Here is a 16,386-nt window from a genome sequence, read left to right as displayed (position 1 = left end):
CGGCCGGTCAGGTGGATTTCAGTGGGGCAGGGGGTGGTCGGCCATGAAGCGTGCGCAGAGGTGGCGTGCCTGCTCGGCCTTTTCCAGGTCGCCGCGCTCGTCCGCGCGTTCGATCAGGTCGAGCATGTAGTGGGTCAGCAGCAATACCCCTTCCGGGGTCTGGACCAGTCCGCAGGCCATCTGCGCGGCGGCCGCGTCCGGGATGTTCTCGTGTTCGGCGATGAGCGCGACCTCGTCTTCGGTAAGATCGCAGTAATCGAGGCAGTCTCGAATGGAAAGCATACTGTCACTCCTCCTTGTCGGCATGCCGTCTGCGCGGCTTACTCAACATTACAAGCCTAGGTGACAGGGGATCGTTTGCAAGAAAAGTTTATTCGCGCAATGAACCGCAAGCGATTGTTTTTCTTAATTTAATTTGTGCTGTGCGTCATTTTTCACCCGGTCGGCAAAGCGCTTTGAAAGCATGGGGATGACGCCTCCAGCTCAGGGGTCATATCAGCTTTCGGCCCCATGTCGATGAATCGAAAGCCAATCCGGAAACCTCCCATGCTCGATATCCAGCTCCTTCGCTCCCAGTTCGACCAGGTCGCCGCCCGTCTCGCCACCCGCGGCCTCACTTTGGATGCCGCCGGCTTCCAGGCCATGGAAGACGAGCGCAAGCGCCTGCAGACCCGTACCCAGGAACTGCAGGCCCGGCGCAACACCCTGTCCAAGGAGATCGGCAAGCTCAAGTCCCGCGGCGAGGACGCCTCCGCGGTGATGGCCGAGGTGGGCCAACTGGGCGACGAGTTGAAGGCCTGCGAGCAGGCGTTGCCCGGCCTGCTGGAACGCATCGGCGACTTTGCCGCCGGCCTGCCCAACCTGCCCCACGAGAGCGTGCCGCAGGGTAGCGACGAGAGCGGCAACGTGGAGGTGCGGCGCTGGGGCACGCCGCGCAGCTTCGATTTCACCCCGCGCGACCACGTGGACCTGGGTGCGCCGCTGGGGCTGGATTTCGAGACCGGGGCGAAGCTCTCCGGGGCGCGCTTCACCTTCATGCGGGGGCAGATCGCCCGCCTGCATCGCGCGCTCGCCCAGTTCATGCTCGACGTGCACACCACCGAGCACGGCTACACCGAGTGCTACACGCCCTACATCGTCAACCGCGAGGTGCTGTTCGGTACCGGCCAGTTGCCCAAGTTCAAGGAGGACATGTTCTGGGTGCTGCGCGGCGGCGACGAGGAGGGCACCGAGCAGTACCTGATCTCCACCTCCGAGATTCCGCTCACCAACAGTGTGCGCGAGCAGGTGCTGCCCGCCGACGCGCTGCCGCTGCGCTTCACCGCCCATAGCCCGTGCTTCCGTTCGGAAGCGGGCAGCGCCGGGCGCGACACCCGCGGCATGATCCGCCAGCACCAGTTCGACAAGGTGGAGATGGTGCAGGTGGTGCATCCGGAGCAGAGCTACGAAGCGCTGGAGCAGATGGTCGTCCATGCCGAGGCCATCCTGCAGAAGCTCGGTCTGCCCTACCGGGTGATCACGCTGTGCACCGGGGACATGGGCTTCTCGGCCGCCAAGACCTACGACCTGGAAGTGTGGCTGCCGGCCCAGGACACCTACCGCGAGATATCCAGTTGCTCCAACTGCGAGGACTTCCAGGCGCGCCGCATGCAGGCGCGCTTCAAGAACGCCCAGGGCAGGAACGAGTTCGTGCACACGCTCAACGGTTCGGGCCTGGCGGTAGGGCGCACGCTGGTGGCGGTGCTGGAGAACTGCCAGCAGGCCGACGGTTCCGTGCGCGTGCCGCCGGCGCTGGTGCCCTACCTGGGCGGCGTGGAAGTGCTGCGTCCGGCGCGCTGAGGCTCGTGGACCGGGCGTGCAGCCCGGTCCGGGGCAAGGCTCCGCTGCGCTCCCGATGTCGGGGCTGCCGTACCGTGCCAGGCCGGACGGCGGGGATGCACGGGCCGTGGCACGGCTGACTCGCCCATGGCGCTTGCCGGGCGGTGCAGGGAGTGTGCCCGGCGGATGCCCGTGAAATATTACTTGCGCCATAGGTCACGGGCGCAGGGAGCCGCACCCGGTATCATCGCGGCACTTGTCCAGTGCCCGATGCACTTCCCTGGTCTCCGATCCCATGGCGAATCCCGGCGGGCGCTCTCCCTGCTTCTTCTGTCGTCCGAACACCCGCACCTCGTCGCGCATGGTCGCTGTCTGGGTGCTCGGCGTAGCCGTGCTGGCGGTCTACTGGTGGTCCCTGTTCGACAGCCATGCGCGGCAGCGGGGAGACGCCCTCGAGCAGACCCGCCTGCGCGCCGCGCAAACCGCCCAGGCGCTCGCCTTGCAGGTCGACGCGCTGGTTGGTGGCGTCGACTACATCGCGCGCAACCTCGTCACGGCCTGGACCTTGGCCGAGCCGAAACATTTCCGCGAGGCGGTCGAGACGGCCGCCGCCGCTCTGCCGGACGGCGCGCTGGTGCAGGTGGCCGTGGCCGACCGTGACGGCCTGGTGGTGTATTCCAATCTCGACGACGCCAGCGGCACGCCGGCCATGCGGGTGTCCATCGCCGATCGCGAACATTTCCGGGTGCATGCCGGCCACAGGCCGCCCGCGCTGTTCATCAGTTCGCCGGTACGGGGCCGCGTGTCGCAGATCTGGTCGGTGCAGTTTTCCCGGCCCATCGCTGTGAATGGCCGCTTCCTGGGCGTGGTGGTCGTGTCGATCTCGCCCGCCTATCTGTCGCAATCCCTGCGCGACATCTTCCCCGACAAGCACGACGTGGCGCTGCTGCTGCGCGAGGACGGCAGCTATCTGGCGCGCTCCCACGACCTGGACGCCGTGCTCGGGCGTGCGGTGCCGCCCGGGCGGGCCTTCCTGACGAACCGGGCGCAGGCCAGCGGCAGCTACGACATCGTGTCGCCCATCGACGGCATCGAGCGCGGCTACGCCTGGCACCGCACCAGTGACTATCCGCTGCTCGTCAGCCTGGGGCTGGACAAGGTGCTTGCGCTCGCACCGGTGGAGGCGCTGATCGCCGACAGCCTGAGGCGCAACCTTGTCGGCTCGGTGCTGCTGGTGCTGGGGGCGGTACTGGTCAGCGCCCTGATCCTGCGGCAATTGCGCATGGCCAGGCGGCTGGCCGAAAGCCACGGGCGGCTCGAACTGGTACTGAGCGGCGGCGGACTCGGCGCCTGGGATTGGAACGTGGCAACCGGCGCTGTCCTGTTCGACACGCGCTGGGCACGTACGCTCGGCTATCGCGCGGACGAATTCGAGTGCGCGATCGATTTCTCCGATTGGGCGGCACGCCTGCACCCGGACGACAGGCAGGCAACGCTGGACATGCTCAACGCCATGCTGCGCGGCGAAACGCAGCAGTACGACGCCGAATACCGCGTGCGCCACCGCGACGGCCACTGGATCTGGATCCAGGGCCGCGGGCGGGTGATGGAGCGTGGCGACGACGGTGCGCCGCTGCGCGCCACCGGCACCTATTTCGACATCACCGCGCGCAAACTGGTGGAAGCGGAGCGGGCTGAACTGCGCAGACGGCTCACCAAGCTGGTCACGCAGGTGCCGGGCTTTTTCTACCAGTACCTGCTGCGCCCGGACGGCACGAGTTGCTTTCCCTATGCCAGCCCGGCCATTTCCGAGGTCTATCTGCTGACGCCGGAGGAGGCCGCCGAGTCGGCCGACAGGGTCTTCGCCATCCTGCACCCGGACGATCTCGGGCGCGTCTCCGAATCGATCCGGGAGTCGGCCGAACGGTTGACCACTTGGCAGTGCGAATACCGCGTGTGTTTCCCCGACGGTACCGAACGCTGGCTGCACGGCCAGGCCAATCCCGAGCGCACGGAGGACGGCGGCACCCTGTGGCACGGCTACATCCACGACGCGACCGCCGCCCACGCCGCCGCCGAGGCGCTGCAACGCAGCGAGGAGCGCCTGCGCCTGACCCTGGATGCGGTGCGCGACGGCCAGTGGGAATGGGACATGCGCAGCGGCGCTCTCCATTGGGATGCGCGCAGCCATGAGATGCTGGGCATGGCTCCCGGTACCTTCTGCGGCCGTTTCGACGCCTGGGTCGAACGGCTGCACCCGGCCGATCACGCCCGCGTTCTAGCCGTGCTGCAGGCTGCGATCGACCGGCAGCGCACGGTGAAGGATTACGTCGGCGCGGCGGACTTCCGCACGCGCACGGCGAGCGGCGAATGGCTGTGGGTGGAAGGCCGGGGCCGGGTGGTGGACTGGGACGGCGACGAACCGCTGCGCATGATCGGCACCTACTCCGACATCGGCCAGCGCGTTGCCGATGCGAATCTGCGGCGTGCCCTGCTCGACCGCAGTGCCGCCGCCATCTTCGTCGCCTCGCGTGCGCGCCGTGCGCTCTACGCCAATGCCCGCGCGCGCGAACTGTTCGGCGAGCCCGGCGAGGACATGACCGGCTTCGATTTCCGCCGCCTGCACACGGACCAGACGTCCTTCGACCATCTCGGCGAGCACTACGACACGCTGGTGCGCGACGGCGAGATACGCTGCGAGTGGCCCTTGCTCGATGCACATGGCCGCAGGCGCTGGTTCGACGTCAGCGGCACCCTGCTCGACCCGGAGCAGCCCAACGGTGCAGTGATCTGGATGCTGGTAGACGTCACCGAGCGCCACCAAGCCGAGGCGGCGCTGGCGACCGAGCGCCTGCGGCTGACCACCCTGCTCGAACGCTTCCCCGGCGGCGTGCTGGTGGAGGATGCGGACGGCCACATCGTGATGGCGAACGACGGCTTTTGCCAGTTGTTCGGGCTGCGCTGCAAGCCCGCCGACCTGACCTGCCTGGGCCGGGACGATCTGCGCCGCCTGGGTGGCGACGCCGGTCTCGGCTGGCTGGACGGCCCCGGCAGCGGGTCGAAGGGTGAGCAGCGCCGTACCATCGAGGTGGCCGGCGCCGGCGGGCGCGAACTCGAAGTGGATTGGGTGCCCATCGTGCGCGGGCGCGATGACCTTGGCCACGTCTGGCTGGTGCGCGACATCACTGAGCGCAAACGCCGCGAAGATCGGCTTGCCACACTTGCCGCCACCGATACCCTGACCGGCCTGCCCAACCGCCGCGCCTTCATGTCCAGCCTGGAGCTGGCGGTGTTGGACCCTGCGCGCGGCGGCGTGCTGTTGATGCTGGACATCGACCACTTCAAGCGGGTCAATGACAATTACGGCCACTTGGTGGGCGATCGCATGCTGCAGCACGTGGCCGAGATCGTTCGCCACGAGTTGCGCGCCAGCGATGTCGCCGGCCGCCTTGGCGGCGAGGAATTCGCAGTACTGCTGCCCGGCACCACGGCTGAGGACGGCATGCTGCTCGCCGAGCGCCTGCGCGCCGCCATTGCCGGTACGCCGGCCCAGGCCGACGCGGGCGAGCTGGCGGTCAGCGTCAGCATCGGGCTGTGCCCGCTCGGCGGCATGCCGGTCAAGGACGTGATGATGCGCGCCGACGAAGCCCTGTACGCGGCCAAGGGGGCCGGGCGCAATCAGGTGCGGGCATGGGGCGAGCAAGGCGCTGGCGCATGGGGTTTCAGTCGCTGCGGGTCAGCCTGATGCCGCGCGGCTGCAGCGGCGGCACGTGGGGTGGTTCGATGCGGGTGAGGATGTCGTAGTAGTTGCGGATGTTCTCGGTCATGATCACCGCCTCGCCGCCGCGGGCAGCGCCCGCCTTGAGGCGCGCCGCGTACTCGGGGCGGGAGAGCAGCGGCAGCACCGCCTTCATCGCCCACCAGGAGGTGTTGTCGCGCTCCATCGTGCGTGCGATCGCGCGCGCGCCGCGCAGATGGCCCATGCCCAGATTGTAGGCGGCGATGGCCATCCAGGTGCGGTCCGGCTCGGCGATCTCGTCGGGCAGTTCGTCGCGCAGCATGGCGAGGTAACGGGCGCCGCCGAGGATGCTGTCGCGTGCATCGAGCCGGTCCTTGACGCCCAGCCGGTCGGCGGTCTCCACGGTCAGCATCATCATGCCGCGCACGCCGGTGCGCGAAGTGGCGAGCGGGTTCCACTGGGATTCCTGGTAGGACAGGGCGGCGAGCATGCGCCAGTCGATGCCGGTGCGCGCCTGCGCCTCCTGGAAGTGGGGGCGATAGTCGGGCAGGCGCTCCCGCGCGCGGGCCAGGAAACCGTTGATGTCGGAAGTGCGCAGGCGGCGCACGTGGCCGAAGTAGCGGTCGGCGACGCGGGCGAGGTGGCCGCTGTCGATGGCTTCGGCGAGGAAGGCGTCCACCGCTTCGTCGAGCGGATCGTGTTCGTCCAGCGGCAGGGCCCAGGCGATCTGCGACTTGAGCGGCAGATCCCAGGCCACCGCCAGTTGCGGGTACAGGCGCTTGGCGAAGGCGTAGTGCAGGCGGTCGGTGGCGACCAGGTCGAGCTTGCCGTTCGCGGCCTGTTCGAGCAGGGTCTGGTCGCTGTCGGCCAGCGGCACGTGCAGGCTCAGTGCGGGTACCCGCTTGCGCAGGCGCTCGATCTTCTCCTGCGGCAGCGAGCCGCGCCGCACCGACACCATGCGCCCGGCAAGGCCGGCTTCATCGTGTACCGCGGGGCGGTCCCCGCGTCCGACCAGCACGTAGTCCACGTCGCGCAGCGCGGCCGACCATTTCAGCGGCAGGCGCTCGTTGCGCGCCAGGCCGGCCGCGGCCAGATGCGCCCGGCCGTCGATGACCGCGCGCAGCATCTGGGGGAGGTCGGGATAGACGATGAAGTTCACCGGCACTTCCAGCCGTTCGCCGAGCTGCAGCAGCAGGTCGTGTTCGAAGCCCGAGCTGCCCTCGTCGCCCTGGCGGAAGGCGATCGCGTCCTGCCGGGTGGCCACGCGCAGTTCGCCGAGCGTGCGGTAGTCGGCGATGCGCGGCGTTTCCTCCGGCGTACAGCCGGCGAGGATGGCGGCGAACAGGGTCAGGATCGGCAGTCGCACAGATATCACATCCGGATGAAAGGCGACGCGATTGTCCACGAGCAGCGCGCTACGGGCAACCTCCAAAATCAAATTTACGCCACGCCGCAACGCGGAACCGGGCACTCGTTCGCGACCAGTGGTAAATTAGCATTTTCTTAAGTAGTGGAGATCTCCCCATGTCCGGCAAGTCCTTCGTCCAGATCACCAACGACGTTTCCAAGGGGCTCGAAGCCTTGCGCAGCGAGGTGCCCGAAGCCATGCAGGGCTTCGGCGCCATGGCCAAGGGAGCGCTGAAGGACGGGGCGCTGTCGGCGCTGCACAAGGAACTGATCGCGCTCGCCATCGGCGTGGCCTCGCGCTGCGACGCCTGCATCGGCTTCCACGTGAAGGCGCTGATCCGCCTCGGCGTGACCCGCGAGCAACTGATGGAAACCCTGGCCGTGTGCGCCTACATGGGGGGCGGGCCGACGCTGATGTATGCGGCGGAAGCAGTGCGCGCCTACGACGAACTGCTGGTGCGCACCGCCAAGCCGGCCGTGGCCGCCTGAGCGCCTGGCAGATGGCCGGACTGGTGCATTCCGCCACGCATGTGCGTATAATGCGCCCTCCCGGAAACGCCGTAGCGCCGGGAAGCGGAGAGGTACCGAAGCGGTCATAACGGCGCCGACTCGAAATCGGATGGTCAGGGAAACCTGGCACGGGGGTTCGAATCCCCCCCTCTCCGCCAGCAACAAAAGCTTTGAAAAGAGCTTGACGAAGCAGAATCCGCTGCTAAAATCTCGCTTCTTTCGCAAGCGCCCGTAGCTCATCTGGATAGAGTACCTGGCTACGAACCAGGGGGTAGGAGGTTCGAATCCTTCCGGGCGCGCCAAATACCAAGGGTCGCAGAGATGCGGCCCTTTCTTTTTGTGCTATTCGTAGCGCTACGTGCTATTCAGCCCACGCCTTTTGCCGGCTTGACTACCTCGGCGCGGCGCCGATAGATGCGGTTCGTCGTGCGGCTGTCGGCGTGCGAGAGCAGGGCGCGGGCACGCTCCAGGCTCTCCGCGTCGCTGGCGCACTTGGCGCGCAGGTCGTGCTCGGTGAAGCGTTCCTTGACCTCGGTCTCGTCCAGCACGCGCGCCATGAACCGCTGCCACATACTGTCCCAGCCGTGGCACTCGCCGGTCTCCTCGTCGAAGTAGCCGGCCCCAGTGCGCCGACAGAACAGGAACGGTGAGAGGGCAGGACGGACGGATTTGGCCGTCTCCACCGCGGTGCGCAGCTCCGGTGTCCATTCGTAAATCGTGCGCTTGCCCGTGCTGTGGGCGGTCTTGTGGCGCTGAATGTGGATGCCGTCGTCGCGCAGGTTGGCGGCCGTGAGTCGCAACAGGTCGGAGCGTGATAGGCCGGTCATCAGCTTGATGCGGATGTAGGCCTGGATCGCCAGCACGCTGCCCTTCTTGCGGCGCGATTCGAGCGCCAGGGCCTCGATCACTTCCCAGTCTTCCACGTACCTGTCCCGCGACTTCTCGCCCTGCAGGCGCACCTCGCCCTTGAACGGATGGCGGGCGATGTAGCCCCACTCCACCGCCTTGGTGTAGGCGTGCGAGAGCACTTCTGTCTCTCGATGGGCGACGATCCGGCCGCCGTGGCCCTTGTCGTCCTTTCGGCTGCGCCGATCCACGTACTGGTAGACCATCTGCGGGGTGATCGCGGCAAGCGGCAGGGCGCCGAACACGGCAATCAGCTTCGTGATGTAGCGGGCGTTCTCGGTGCGGCTCTTCGGCGCTTTGGTCGGGACGACCTCCAGCGCGTAGCGCTCCAGCAGGTCACGCACGGTGCTGGCCGCGTCCTGCTGGCCCAGTCGGTCGGCCCACGTTCTATATGCCTCTGGCAGGCTCTTACCGAGGCGGAATTTGCGCTTGCCGTCCCACAGGGCCTCCAGTCCCGGCGGCACCTGGTAGTAGTAGGCGCCGTGCGTGTGCTGCCAGCGGCGGGGTAGGCCGGCGTTCTCCGGGTTGCGCCTGCGCGGCATCAGATCGCACTCCAGTTCGGCTGCGGCTCGCGCTTCGGCCTGGCGGTTGGCGCAGCGAATTGCTGCTCGACGTGCGTGCGCAGCACGGCCACGGTGCCGTCCGGGCGCACGCGGTGTTCGATGCCCATGCCTCGGAGCGCACGTGCCTGGGCGCCGTGCCGGATGCGGCCGGTGAGTTCGCGCAACTCATCTGGCGTGAGGAAGAGGGGCTGCTGGCCGTGCATCGGGCGCTCTCAATTCTCGTCCAGCACGCGCATTGCGCGCCGGGTAACGTCCTCCGCAGCCGGGGCCTCTGCTGGAACAGCGGCCACAGGCGCGGGTTGTTGGACGGCAGCGCCCTCGGCGATGGAGTCGGGGAGATTGTCCGATGCGCTGCTGCCGGTGTTGTTGAGCCCGCCTTCGGCTGGGGCTGCGCCGTCGCAGCGCGGGTGTTCGTTCGCGGTCATCCGTGCTTCGATAGCTGTCCATGTCGGCTCGTACTCCGGCCAGTCATGCTCGACCACTACGCATTGCAGGCACGACTTTCCTGCGCCAATCCGGCCGAATTCGACACGCTGAGCGATCTCGTCAAGAAGGTGCTGATCTTGCGCATCGAGATATTCGCGTGCGTCCTTGATCTTGATGACTAGATAGCGCTCCTCGCGCACGAACGATGCGGCCATTTATGCGACCCTCAACTCACTGCCCAGCACCTCCACCAGCGCCGGCAGCAACTGGCGCAGTTCGCCGGTCATCAGTGCGAAGCCGGCATCGAACAGCACCTGGGCGTCGGTGTCCTTGTCATCGAGCTGCTCCTTGACCACGTCCAGGAAGTCCAGGCGCTTGATCTCGGTCTTCTCGGTCAGCACGAAGCTCACCCGGTCGTCGAAGGTCAGCGCGAGGCGCGTGGGCAGCTTGCCGGCCGCCAGGTGGGCGCGTACATCCTCGCCGTCCAGGGCGTGGCGCACGTAGCGCACGGCGGCCTTCTCGTCGGCCACGGAGCGCAGTTCGCAATCCTGGTCGATGGTGAAGTTGCCCGCCGCCTCGCCGCCGGCCAGCCAGTCGGCCATGGCCGCCACCGGGTTGCGCTCGGTGCGCACGAGCGCCAGCGGCAGGCTGTCCAGGGTCTGGCGCAGCACTTCCAGCAGGTCCTCGGCGCGGGTCTGGCTGGGAGCGTCGATGCCCAGCCAGCCGCCCTCCGGATCAATCCAGGCGTACATCTTGCGGCGGCGCGTGAAGGCGCGCGGCATCAGCTCCTGTTGCACCGCTTCGCGCAGTTCCTTCATCTGCTTGCGGCCCGGCTTGTAGCCCTGCTGGGCGGCGATTTCCTCGGCGCGCTCGTCGGCCACCTGGCGCACCACCGAGGGCGGCAGCAGGCGCTGTTCCACGCCCAGACTGATGAGCCACTGGCCGCCCACGGCATGCACCAGCCGGTCGTCACCGGTGGGCGAGACCCAGCCGCGGGACTCCGGGTCCTGGCTGCCGCAAGGCGCGAAGCGCCGGCGGGCGAGCTGTTCGTCGAGGGTGTCCGCGGTGATGTTCCACGGGGCGGGGAGGCGATAGATCTGCAGGTTCTTGAACCACATGTTTAGGATTCCTTGGTATGGGTGCCGGATTCTCTCCATCCGGCGTAAGTCACGCCTGCTTCCCCACGCGGCTTTCCGGCGAACGGGCGTTCTCGACCTGATACGTGCGTGGCGTCCAGCCGTCAGCGGTCCCTGGCTGGCATTCCGGAGTTGATTCGACCGCGGAAAATTCTGAATCACATGTTCAATCTTGAATCTGACGCCAGCCTTCGGGCGTGTATTCGCGCTGCCGACGTACCTCGAACACGCCCGGAGGGATGGCAATGGTCTCGTGCGTGTCGTAGCTGCGCAGGTGCTCCAGCAGCGTTTCGGCGGCGTCCGTCGCTTCGACCACTTCCAGGTAGCTCACCATCGGATCGCCGGTCGTGTAGAGCTTGACGTTCGGCCGCTCGGCGATGATGTGGTTGTGGCCGGTTTCGCTGTGGGCGACGACGAACTTGCCGTCCTCGGACTGGATCGGCGTGGCCCCGGCCGGGATGGCATTGATGCGACGAATGAGCAGATCGCCTTGGGCGGCGCAGTCGGTGAAGGTCTTCATGGGGGCTTCTCCTTTTCAGGTACGAACTTCGGGGGTGAATTCGGCCGGATTGAGGCCATATGTCCAGGCGTTCGACTGGATTGCGGTTTTCATCTCGCGGGGTACAGGTAACGCGAATTGCCGGCCCGTACCACAACGCACAACCAGAAACCGCTCAGGCCCAGAGTCGGGGATGTGCGCTTCAACAAGCGTGCCGATTTCCGGGTCGCCGTCCTCATCAATAACGCGTGCGTCCAGTTCGCGCAGGATGTTGGCCCAGCCGACAATTTCGCAGGCTGCTCGGCGCTGTTCGATGTTGGGCCACGTCAGAGCGTCCTTGGCCGAGGGAGGATTGCCGGTCACCCACTCTCCGGGGATCGACACACCATGCCAGTGGTACAGCGCCCAGCCGTCGCGCCAACGATGTGACGGGCCGTTCTCGCAGTGCGGACGGTTTTCCGCGTCGATCTTGATGATCTCTGGACGGTCACTGACGATGCAGAACTCCTCGTGCATGACACGGAATCCGCCCTCGATGGCGCACGATTCCCATGCGCTGAACTTCTCGTGCTCGGGCAGTACGAGGCCGATCACATCGCGGAATGCGGCCAGATAGCAGGCCCACGCAGACCACATGTTTCCGCCCTGATACATGCGCGACCAGTTACTCGCGCAGCGCAGCATGAATACCGGATTGGCGCCGAACTCAGCACCGATTGCGAGCGCGAGCGAAGCGAAGCGCTCGTCGGTGGCGGCGTAGGTGGCGGCGCGGGTGGCGGCTTCGGTGGCGGCGTAGGTGGCGGCGCCGGTGGCGGCTTCGGTGGCGGCGTAGGTGGCGGCGTAGGTGGCGGCGCGGGTGGCGGCTTCGGTGGCGGCTTCGGTGGCGGCGTAGGTGGCGGCGTCGGTGGCGGCGCGGGTGGCGGCGCGGGTGGCGGCTTCGGTGGCGGCGTAGGTGGCGGCGTCGGTGGCGGCGTAGGTGGCGGCGCCGGTGGCGGCTTCGGTGGCGGCGTAGGTGGCGGCGTAGGTGGCGGCGCCGGTGGCGCTGCCGAATGCCAGCCCATCGCGCAGCGCCTTCGCATTGTTCTTGCGCGCCCACAAAATCGCCGCCGCGAAACCGCCGGCAAACGCCATCACCACCGGACTCGGCACGATGACGACGCGCGGCGCCTTCATGTCGGCAGCGGCGTACAGCGACTTGATGGCAGGCACCAGTCGATCAGGATCAACCGGATCGGTGCGCAGCGCGTTAGTGGTCCATTTCGCTGCGTGTGCGTCCAGCACAACCTTCTCTGCTTCCGTGATGCCACCCAGGGCCTTTCTGGGCGTGCGGACGATATTGGTCATGTCGATGTTCTCCTCAATCGGCAGCCGCGAACGTCATGCGGCGATAGATGTTGCGGGCGCGAATGACGTCGCCCTCGCAGTAAGTTGCAACGTCGGCGATGCGGCCGGCTTGCACGAAATCCCACACGCGGCTGCCGTCGATCTCGTCTTCGATCTCGCTACCCTTGGCCGAGAGTCCGAGCGCAGAGCAGAGTTTGTCCATGCTCACGCGGTTGCCGACGCCGGCCCACGACGTCATCGTGTCGAACACGGACTCGTCCCAGGGGCGGGCAGAAAACGGGATGAAGATCGGCGGCCGGACTCCGAGCACGACGCAGCGCTGGAAGATGAAGCGCAGGTCGAACCCGACGATGTTGTGGCCGACGAACACGGGGCGCGTGCCGCTGGACTCGACGGCGGTGTTCAGGTAGGTGAAGAGGCTGCGCAGGACGAAGGGCTCAGCGCCAGGGTCATCCCAGTCCTTGCGCCAGAACGAGACCGGTTCGGCATCGTTGATCGCGACCGCAGCGACCGCGATCTGCCCGCGCGCACCGTCGAGCGCGGTCTTGCGCATGCGCTCGTCGGCCGAAGCGTTGATCTCGGCATGCTTGGCGGCGATGTACTCGGCGATCTTGGCCGAGTCCTTGTAGTTGGCCGGCGCGGTGACCGCGGCTTTCTCGGCGGCGGCTTCGGCGAGCAGGGCGTCCAGTACTGCAGGCGACCTGCTGGGGATCGTCTCGATGTCCAGGGTGATGATCATGTGGTGACTCCTCATGCGGATGCGAGCGCGGCTTTTTCCAGTTCCTGGACAAGGATCTGGATGCGGGAATGCTCTTCGTTTGTTGATGCCTTCCGGTATGCACTTCGCGCGCGCTGCTTGACCTCGTCGATGGTCTGTCCTTTGCTGATCCAGGCCAGCGCGGCGTCCAAGTCGAACGGCTTCTGAGCCTGCGGCGGCGCGGGTGGCGCAGCCGACTTGTTCTTGCCCGAGGCGGCGTTTCCGTCGTCGTCTTCCGGCGCGATGCCGCATGCGGCCATCAACGAGTAGCGGCGGGCGTAGGTCAGCGCGGAGCCGTACCCCTGCGGGTCCGCCTTGGATGCCGGCACGTGCAGTTTGCCGGCATCCATGGTCTCGCCGGACTCATGCACGAATACGGTCTCCACGATCACGCCGTCATCGCATTCGTGGCAGCGCTGCATCAGCGCGATGCCTGCACCGTTCAGCGCATCGACTACCGCCTCGACGCAGGCCGCGAGATCGGCGTACTTAGAACGGAAGTGCGGGTTCGAGCTGGTCTTGAGCGCAGGGGCGAAGTTCTTCTGCGCCTTCACAAGCGCGGATGCGATGTTCTTCATGGATTCCCTCTTCTTGCTGTCCGGCCTGCTGGAACCACTGCAGGCCGCCGTCGTTGTCATCGTCGTACATGGTCAGTACCCGGCCAGGCGCAGCGCGATCACCGGCAGCGCGCCGGCCACCATGACGGCCATCACGATCCGGTCGGCCGACACCGGCCGACACCGTTTGGCGCGATTCGCAACGAGGTCCAGTTCCCGCTCGATTTCCGCGATCTCGGCGAGTTTGCGGGCCTCGCCGGCCGGCCAGTCGAGCGTCAGGATCGTGTCGAGGTCAGCCATGGCGATGCGCAGGCGCAGACGGAGCCACGCGCGGTAGATGTAGAGGATGGCTCGCATGATCAACTCTCCGTCTGCGAGCGCGAGTCTTCCGCTGCGTCCTCGCGCTCCATGCGGTCGATCTGCTGCCGGGCGCGCTCCATGCAGTCTGCGAGCCAGTAATCCCGGACCCGCTCTTCCAGCACGCGGCCGAACTGCTCGACGTTGCCGGCGGCCAGTTGCGCCAGCTCGGCAATCTCGTCGTCGTCCGCGGTGCCCATCACTTCGGTGATTCCCTCGCGCAGCCGGTCGGGCCGGACGAACTCCGGCTTGCCGGGCATGGCGATGCGCTTGCGCCAGATCAGATCTGCGGCGGCTTCGATGGCCTCGTTGCGGCGCTCCGTTTCGTCATCGCGCGCCAGGTGGGCGTCGATGGCCGTGAGGTTGTGCGCGATGACAATGCGGCTCAGTTGTTGCGGCGTGATGCTCATTACACGCCCTCCGCCTTGGCGAGGACGGCGCGGGCACGCTCGAACTGCTGCGCGACCTCGGTAGCGTCGAGAGCCCCGGCGGACACCGCCTCGTCGATGAAGGACAGCGCGTTGCGGAGTTCGGACAGCAGATCCGGCGCGGCCGCGATCAGGCGGGCGTTGGCGTCGCGTTCTTCCCGACTCACCTGCCAGTAGCTCGGGATATCCGCAACAAGGGCTTCCCAATTCCCATTGGACTCCAATCCCGAGACGACGCTGCGGCCGTCGAGGGACCAAGGTCCCGGTGTGTGCTTTTCCACGTTCGACTCTCCTCGTTCGATAGGTACTGCCTGCCAAGCCCCGTGCGGTCTCTCCGTAGATATGCCGCTTCACTGTGCCCGCTTGGACTTGCGCTGCTTCGCGCCGGGCTGCCGGGTCGCAGCGGTGTACTGCGATGGGTGTAATTTAGCGCAACGCGAACATCCGAGTCAATAGCGTTACGCGAAAATTTCGCGCAATGCGTTTCCTGCGTTCGACATGTGGGCGCAAAAAAGCCCGCTCAAGGCGGGCAATGGAAGGGGGGGCGAGAGGCTGCTAGAAATAGTCGATCTGTGCCGGCTTGGGGCTACCGCTGGACGGCACGGGAGGCAGGCGCGGGGCGCTCTTTGCTTCTCCTACGCACTGATACACGATCCGATAGGTCTTCGACCAGCACGGACTGATACCCTGGGCGTGGCAGACCACTTGAACCGGGAAATCGTCGCGGAACGTTTCCGCTCCTGTATATCCCCAATTCTTGCATCGCCGTTCGGCCTCTGCATTTGCCTGGTGCTCATCCCATTCGACGAGCGTTTCCCGAACTCCCATCTTCGCGGGAACGTCGATGCCGAGGATCACCGCGCCGTCCGCCTTGCTGCCGCCAACGGCAACCCAGCGCATCTTCTCCGTGGTGCTGCAGGCGGATGTCAGTGCCGCGAGCAGTGCGGCGGATAGCAGTCCAGCGGTTCTTGCCATCGCGGCTACTCCTTTCGCTTGAAGTAGGTTTCGCGGACGATCTTGCCCGCCCCATAGTTCGCGAAAACAGACCGCTCTTCGAGTCGGGCGTCTTCGCGCTGTGCATGTGCCTCGCGGCGGTCGTGGTATCGCCGCCACGCATTGCGGTAGGCGAGCACTCCAGCCCATGCCGATACCAACAACAATACTGGCCACAGGCCGACCCACGCTCCCCAGTGCTCATAGGCCGGGGACTCAACCTTGCGCCAAGGAAGTGCGATCACGGCAGCGAGGATGCCGGTTGTGAAATAGATAACCCATATCGTGCTCATCTGTACCTCTTCACAGATTCCCGCACCACGCCGACGATGGTCGAGTCGCCCAGCGGCTTGATGGGATAGCGGGGGTTGAGGGGCTTCAAGTATAGGTCTGCACCATCGCGCACGAGTTGCTTGAATGTAGCTTCCTGGTCGCCATTCTTCGCGATCACGTAGTCGCCGGGCTGGGCCGCGATATCTGGTTCCACCACGAGGATGGTGCCAGCCATGAACTCCGGCTCCATCGAGTCCCCTTCGACACGTAGCGCGAACGTGTGCGCGCGAACCGGCGTACTGGTGTCGATCCACTCATAGGCGTCGCCCGGCTGAAGTAAGTCCGCCGCGGAGGCGAATTCGCCAGCACGCACCCAGGAGATCAGCGGCACGCGGCCGGTGCGCTCCAAGGCCGGCGATGTGTTGCCGTCTTCACCGTGATCTTCGTCCAGCCAGCCGGGCGGTTTCCCGGCCCCGGCCTCTATTTTACGGGCGGTGTCCTTCCGCATGCCGCGTGGCTTTCCTGTCTTGCTGTCCGCAGCACCAGCTCGCAGGTTCGACCACTGTGCTTGCGACATCTTGACGAGCGCGGCGGCGGCTGTCGGGCCGCCAACTTCTTGCTCGATTGCGGTCATGTTGTCCCGGCGGATTTGATCGATGTCTTTCATGCGTCC

At 66.5% G+C, this 16,386-nt stretch carries 19 protein-coding genes and 2 tRNA genes; 5 read left to right on the top strand and 16 right to left on the bottom strand.

Annotated features, from left to right (window positions below):
- Positions 1 to 18: 18 nt before the first annotated feature.
- Positions 19 to 282 (bottom strand): hypothetical protein, encoded by a 264-nt coding sequence (locus E6O51_RS03370; protein ID WP_136383550.1) that lies wholly within the window; start codon positions 280 to 282, stop codon positions 19 to 21.
- Between the two features lie 264 nt (positions 283 to 546).
- Here E6O51_RS03370 and serS point away from each other — a divergent pair, with 264 nt between their 5' ends.
- Entirely contained in the window at positions 547 to 1,839 is a 1,293-nt protein-coding gene (gene serS / locus E6O51_RS03365) for a serine--tRNA ligase (RefSeq protein ID WP_136383549.1), read from the top strand.
- 340 nt (positions 1,840 to 2,179) lie between these two features.
- Positions 2,180 to 5,563, top strand: coding sequence for a PAS domain-containing protein (locus E6O51_RS03360; protein WP_168735173.1), 3,384 nt, complete (start codon positions 2,180 to 2,182; stop codon positions 5,561 to 5,563).
- Here the strand turns inward: E6O51_RS03360 and mltF are convergent.
- Entirely contained in the window at positions 5,541 to 6,923 is a 1,383-nt protein-coding gene (mltF, locus tag E6O51_RS03355) for a membrane-bound lytic murein transglycosylase MltF (RefSeq protein ID WP_136383547.1), read from the bottom strand. The genes E6O51_RS03360 and mltF overlap by 23 nt on opposite strands.
- A 158-nt stretch (positions 6,924 to 7,081) precedes the next feature.
- Here mltF and E6O51_RS03350 point away from each other — a divergent pair, with 158 nt between their 5' ends.
- From E6O51_RS03350 to E6O51_RS03340, 3 genes are all read left to right on the top strand, one after another.
- Entirely contained in the window at positions 7,082 to 7,453 is a 372-nt protein-coding gene (locus E6O51_RS03350; protein ID WP_136383546.1) for a carboxymuconolactone decarboxylase family protein, read from the top strand.
- A gap of 86 nt (positions 7,454 to 7,539) precedes the next feature.
- Positions 7,540 to 7,632 (top strand) — tRNA-Ser (locus E6O51_RS03345).
- Between the two features lie 67 nt (positions 7,633 to 7,699).
- A tRNA-Arg gene (locus E6O51_RS03340) sits at positions 7,700 to 7,776 on the top strand.
- A 63-nt stretch (positions 7,777 to 7,839) separates the two neighbouring features.
- Here E6O51_RS03340 and E6O51_RS03335 read toward each other — a convergent pair.
- The 14 genes from E6O51_RS03335 to E6O51_RS03270 form a co-directional block, all read right to left on the bottom strand.
- Complete coding sequence (locus tag E6O51_RS03335; RefSeq protein ID WP_136383545.1) at positions 7,840 to 8,922, bottom strand: site-specific integrase; 1,083 nt, start codon at positions 8,920 to 8,922, stop codon at positions 7,840 to 7,842.
- Positions 8,922 to 9,146, bottom strand: a complete 225-nt coding sequence (locus E6O51_RS03330; RefSeq protein ID WP_136383544.1) for a DUF4224 domain-containing protein — start codon at positions 9,144 to 9,146, stop codon at positions 8,922 to 8,924. Before E6O51_RS03330 ends, E6O51_RS03335 begins: the two co-directional genes overlap by 1 nt.
- Before the next feature lie 9 nt (positions 9,147 to 9,155).
- A complete protein-coding gene (locus tag E6O51_RS03325; RefSeq protein ID WP_136383543.1) occupies positions 9,156 to 9,584 on the bottom strand; it encodes a hypothetical protein in 429 nt (142 codons plus the stop codon).
- Positions 9,585 to 10,487 carry a recombination-associated protein RdgC gene (locus E6O51_RS03320; RefSeq protein WP_136383542.1) on the bottom strand — a complete coding sequence of 301 codons (903 nt, stop codon included), beginning with the start codon at positions 10,485 to 10,487 and terminating at the stop codon, positions 9,585 to 9,587.
- Positions 10,488 to 10,671: 184 nt separating this feature from the next.
- The gene (locus E6O51_RS03315; RefSeq protein WP_136383541.1) at positions 10,672 to 11,025 is read right to left on the bottom strand and encodes a hypothetical protein; all 354 of its coding nucleotides are present in this window, start codon (positions 11,023 to 11,025) and stop codon (positions 10,672 to 10,674) included.
- A gap of 15 nt (positions 11,026 to 11,040) precedes the next feature.
- Positions 11,041 to 12,348, bottom strand: a complete 1,308-nt coding sequence (locus E6O51_RS22025) for a DUF6745 domain-containing protein (protein WP_211091313.1) — start codon at positions 12,346 to 12,348, stop codon at positions 11,041 to 11,043.
- A gap of 13 nt (positions 12,349 to 12,361) precedes the next feature.
- Positions 12,362 to 13,087, bottom strand: a complete 726-nt coding sequence (locus E6O51_RS03305; protein ID WP_136383540.1) for a 3'-5' exonuclease family protein — start codon at positions 13,085 to 13,087, stop codon at positions 12,362 to 12,364.
- Between the two features lie 11 nt (positions 13,088 to 13,098).
- The gene (locus E6O51_RS03300) at positions 13,099 to 13,683 is read right to left on the bottom strand and encodes an ERF family protein (RefSeq protein WP_168735172.1); all 585 of its coding nucleotides are present in this window, start codon (positions 13,681 to 13,683) and stop codon (positions 13,099 to 13,101) included.
- Between the two features lie 72 nt (positions 13,684 to 13,755).
- On the bottom strand, positions 13,756 to 14,019 hold the full coding sequence (locus E6O51_RS03295) for a hypothetical protein (RefSeq protein ID WP_136383538.1): 264 nt from the start codon (positions 14,017 to 14,019) through the stop codon (positions 13,756 to 13,758).
- Between the two features lie 2 nt (positions 14,020 to 14,021).
- Positions 14,022 to 14,429, bottom strand: coding sequence for a hypothetical protein (locus E6O51_RS03290; protein ID WP_136383537.1), 408 nt, complete (start codon positions 14,427 to 14,429; stop codon positions 14,022 to 14,024).
- Positions 14,429 to 14,614, bottom strand: coding sequence for a hypothetical protein (locus E6O51_RS03285; protein WP_136383536.1), 186 nt, complete (start codon positions 14,612 to 14,614; stop codon positions 14,429 to 14,431). Before E6O51_RS03285 ends, E6O51_RS03290 begins: the two co-directional genes overlap by 1 nt.
- 388 nt (positions 14,615 to 15,002) lie before the next feature.
- The gene (gene yecR / locus E6O51_RS03280) at positions 15,003 to 15,422 is read right to left on the bottom strand and encodes a YecR family lipoprotein (protein WP_136383535.1); all 420 of its coding nucleotides are present in this window, start codon (positions 15,420 to 15,422) and stop codon (positions 15,003 to 15,005) included.
- Between the two features lie 5 nt (positions 15,423 to 15,427).
- A complete protein-coding gene (locus tag E6O51_RS03275) occupies positions 15,428 to 15,733 on the bottom strand; it encodes a hypothetical protein (protein ID WP_136383534.1) in 306 nt (101 codons plus the stop codon).
- Positions 15,730 to 16,380 carry a LexA family protein gene (locus E6O51_RS03270; protein ID WP_211091312.1) on the bottom strand — a complete coding sequence of 217 codons (651 nt, stop codon included), beginning with the start codon at positions 16,378 to 16,380 and terminating at the stop codon, positions 15,730 to 15,732. The genes E6O51_RS03275 and E6O51_RS03270 overlap by 4 nt, the downstream gene beginning before the upstream one ends.
- Between the last annotated feature and the right edge of the window lie 6 nt (positions 16,381 to 16,386).

The organism is Pseudothauera rhizosphaerae (genome assembly GCF_004801305.1).
GTDB classification, from domain to species: domain Bacteria; phylum Pseudomonadota; class Gammaproteobacteria; order Burkholderiales; family Rhodocyclaceae; genus Pseudothauera; species Pseudothauera rhizosphaerae.
This window is presented reverse-complemented; position numbering and strand designations above follow the sequence as displayed.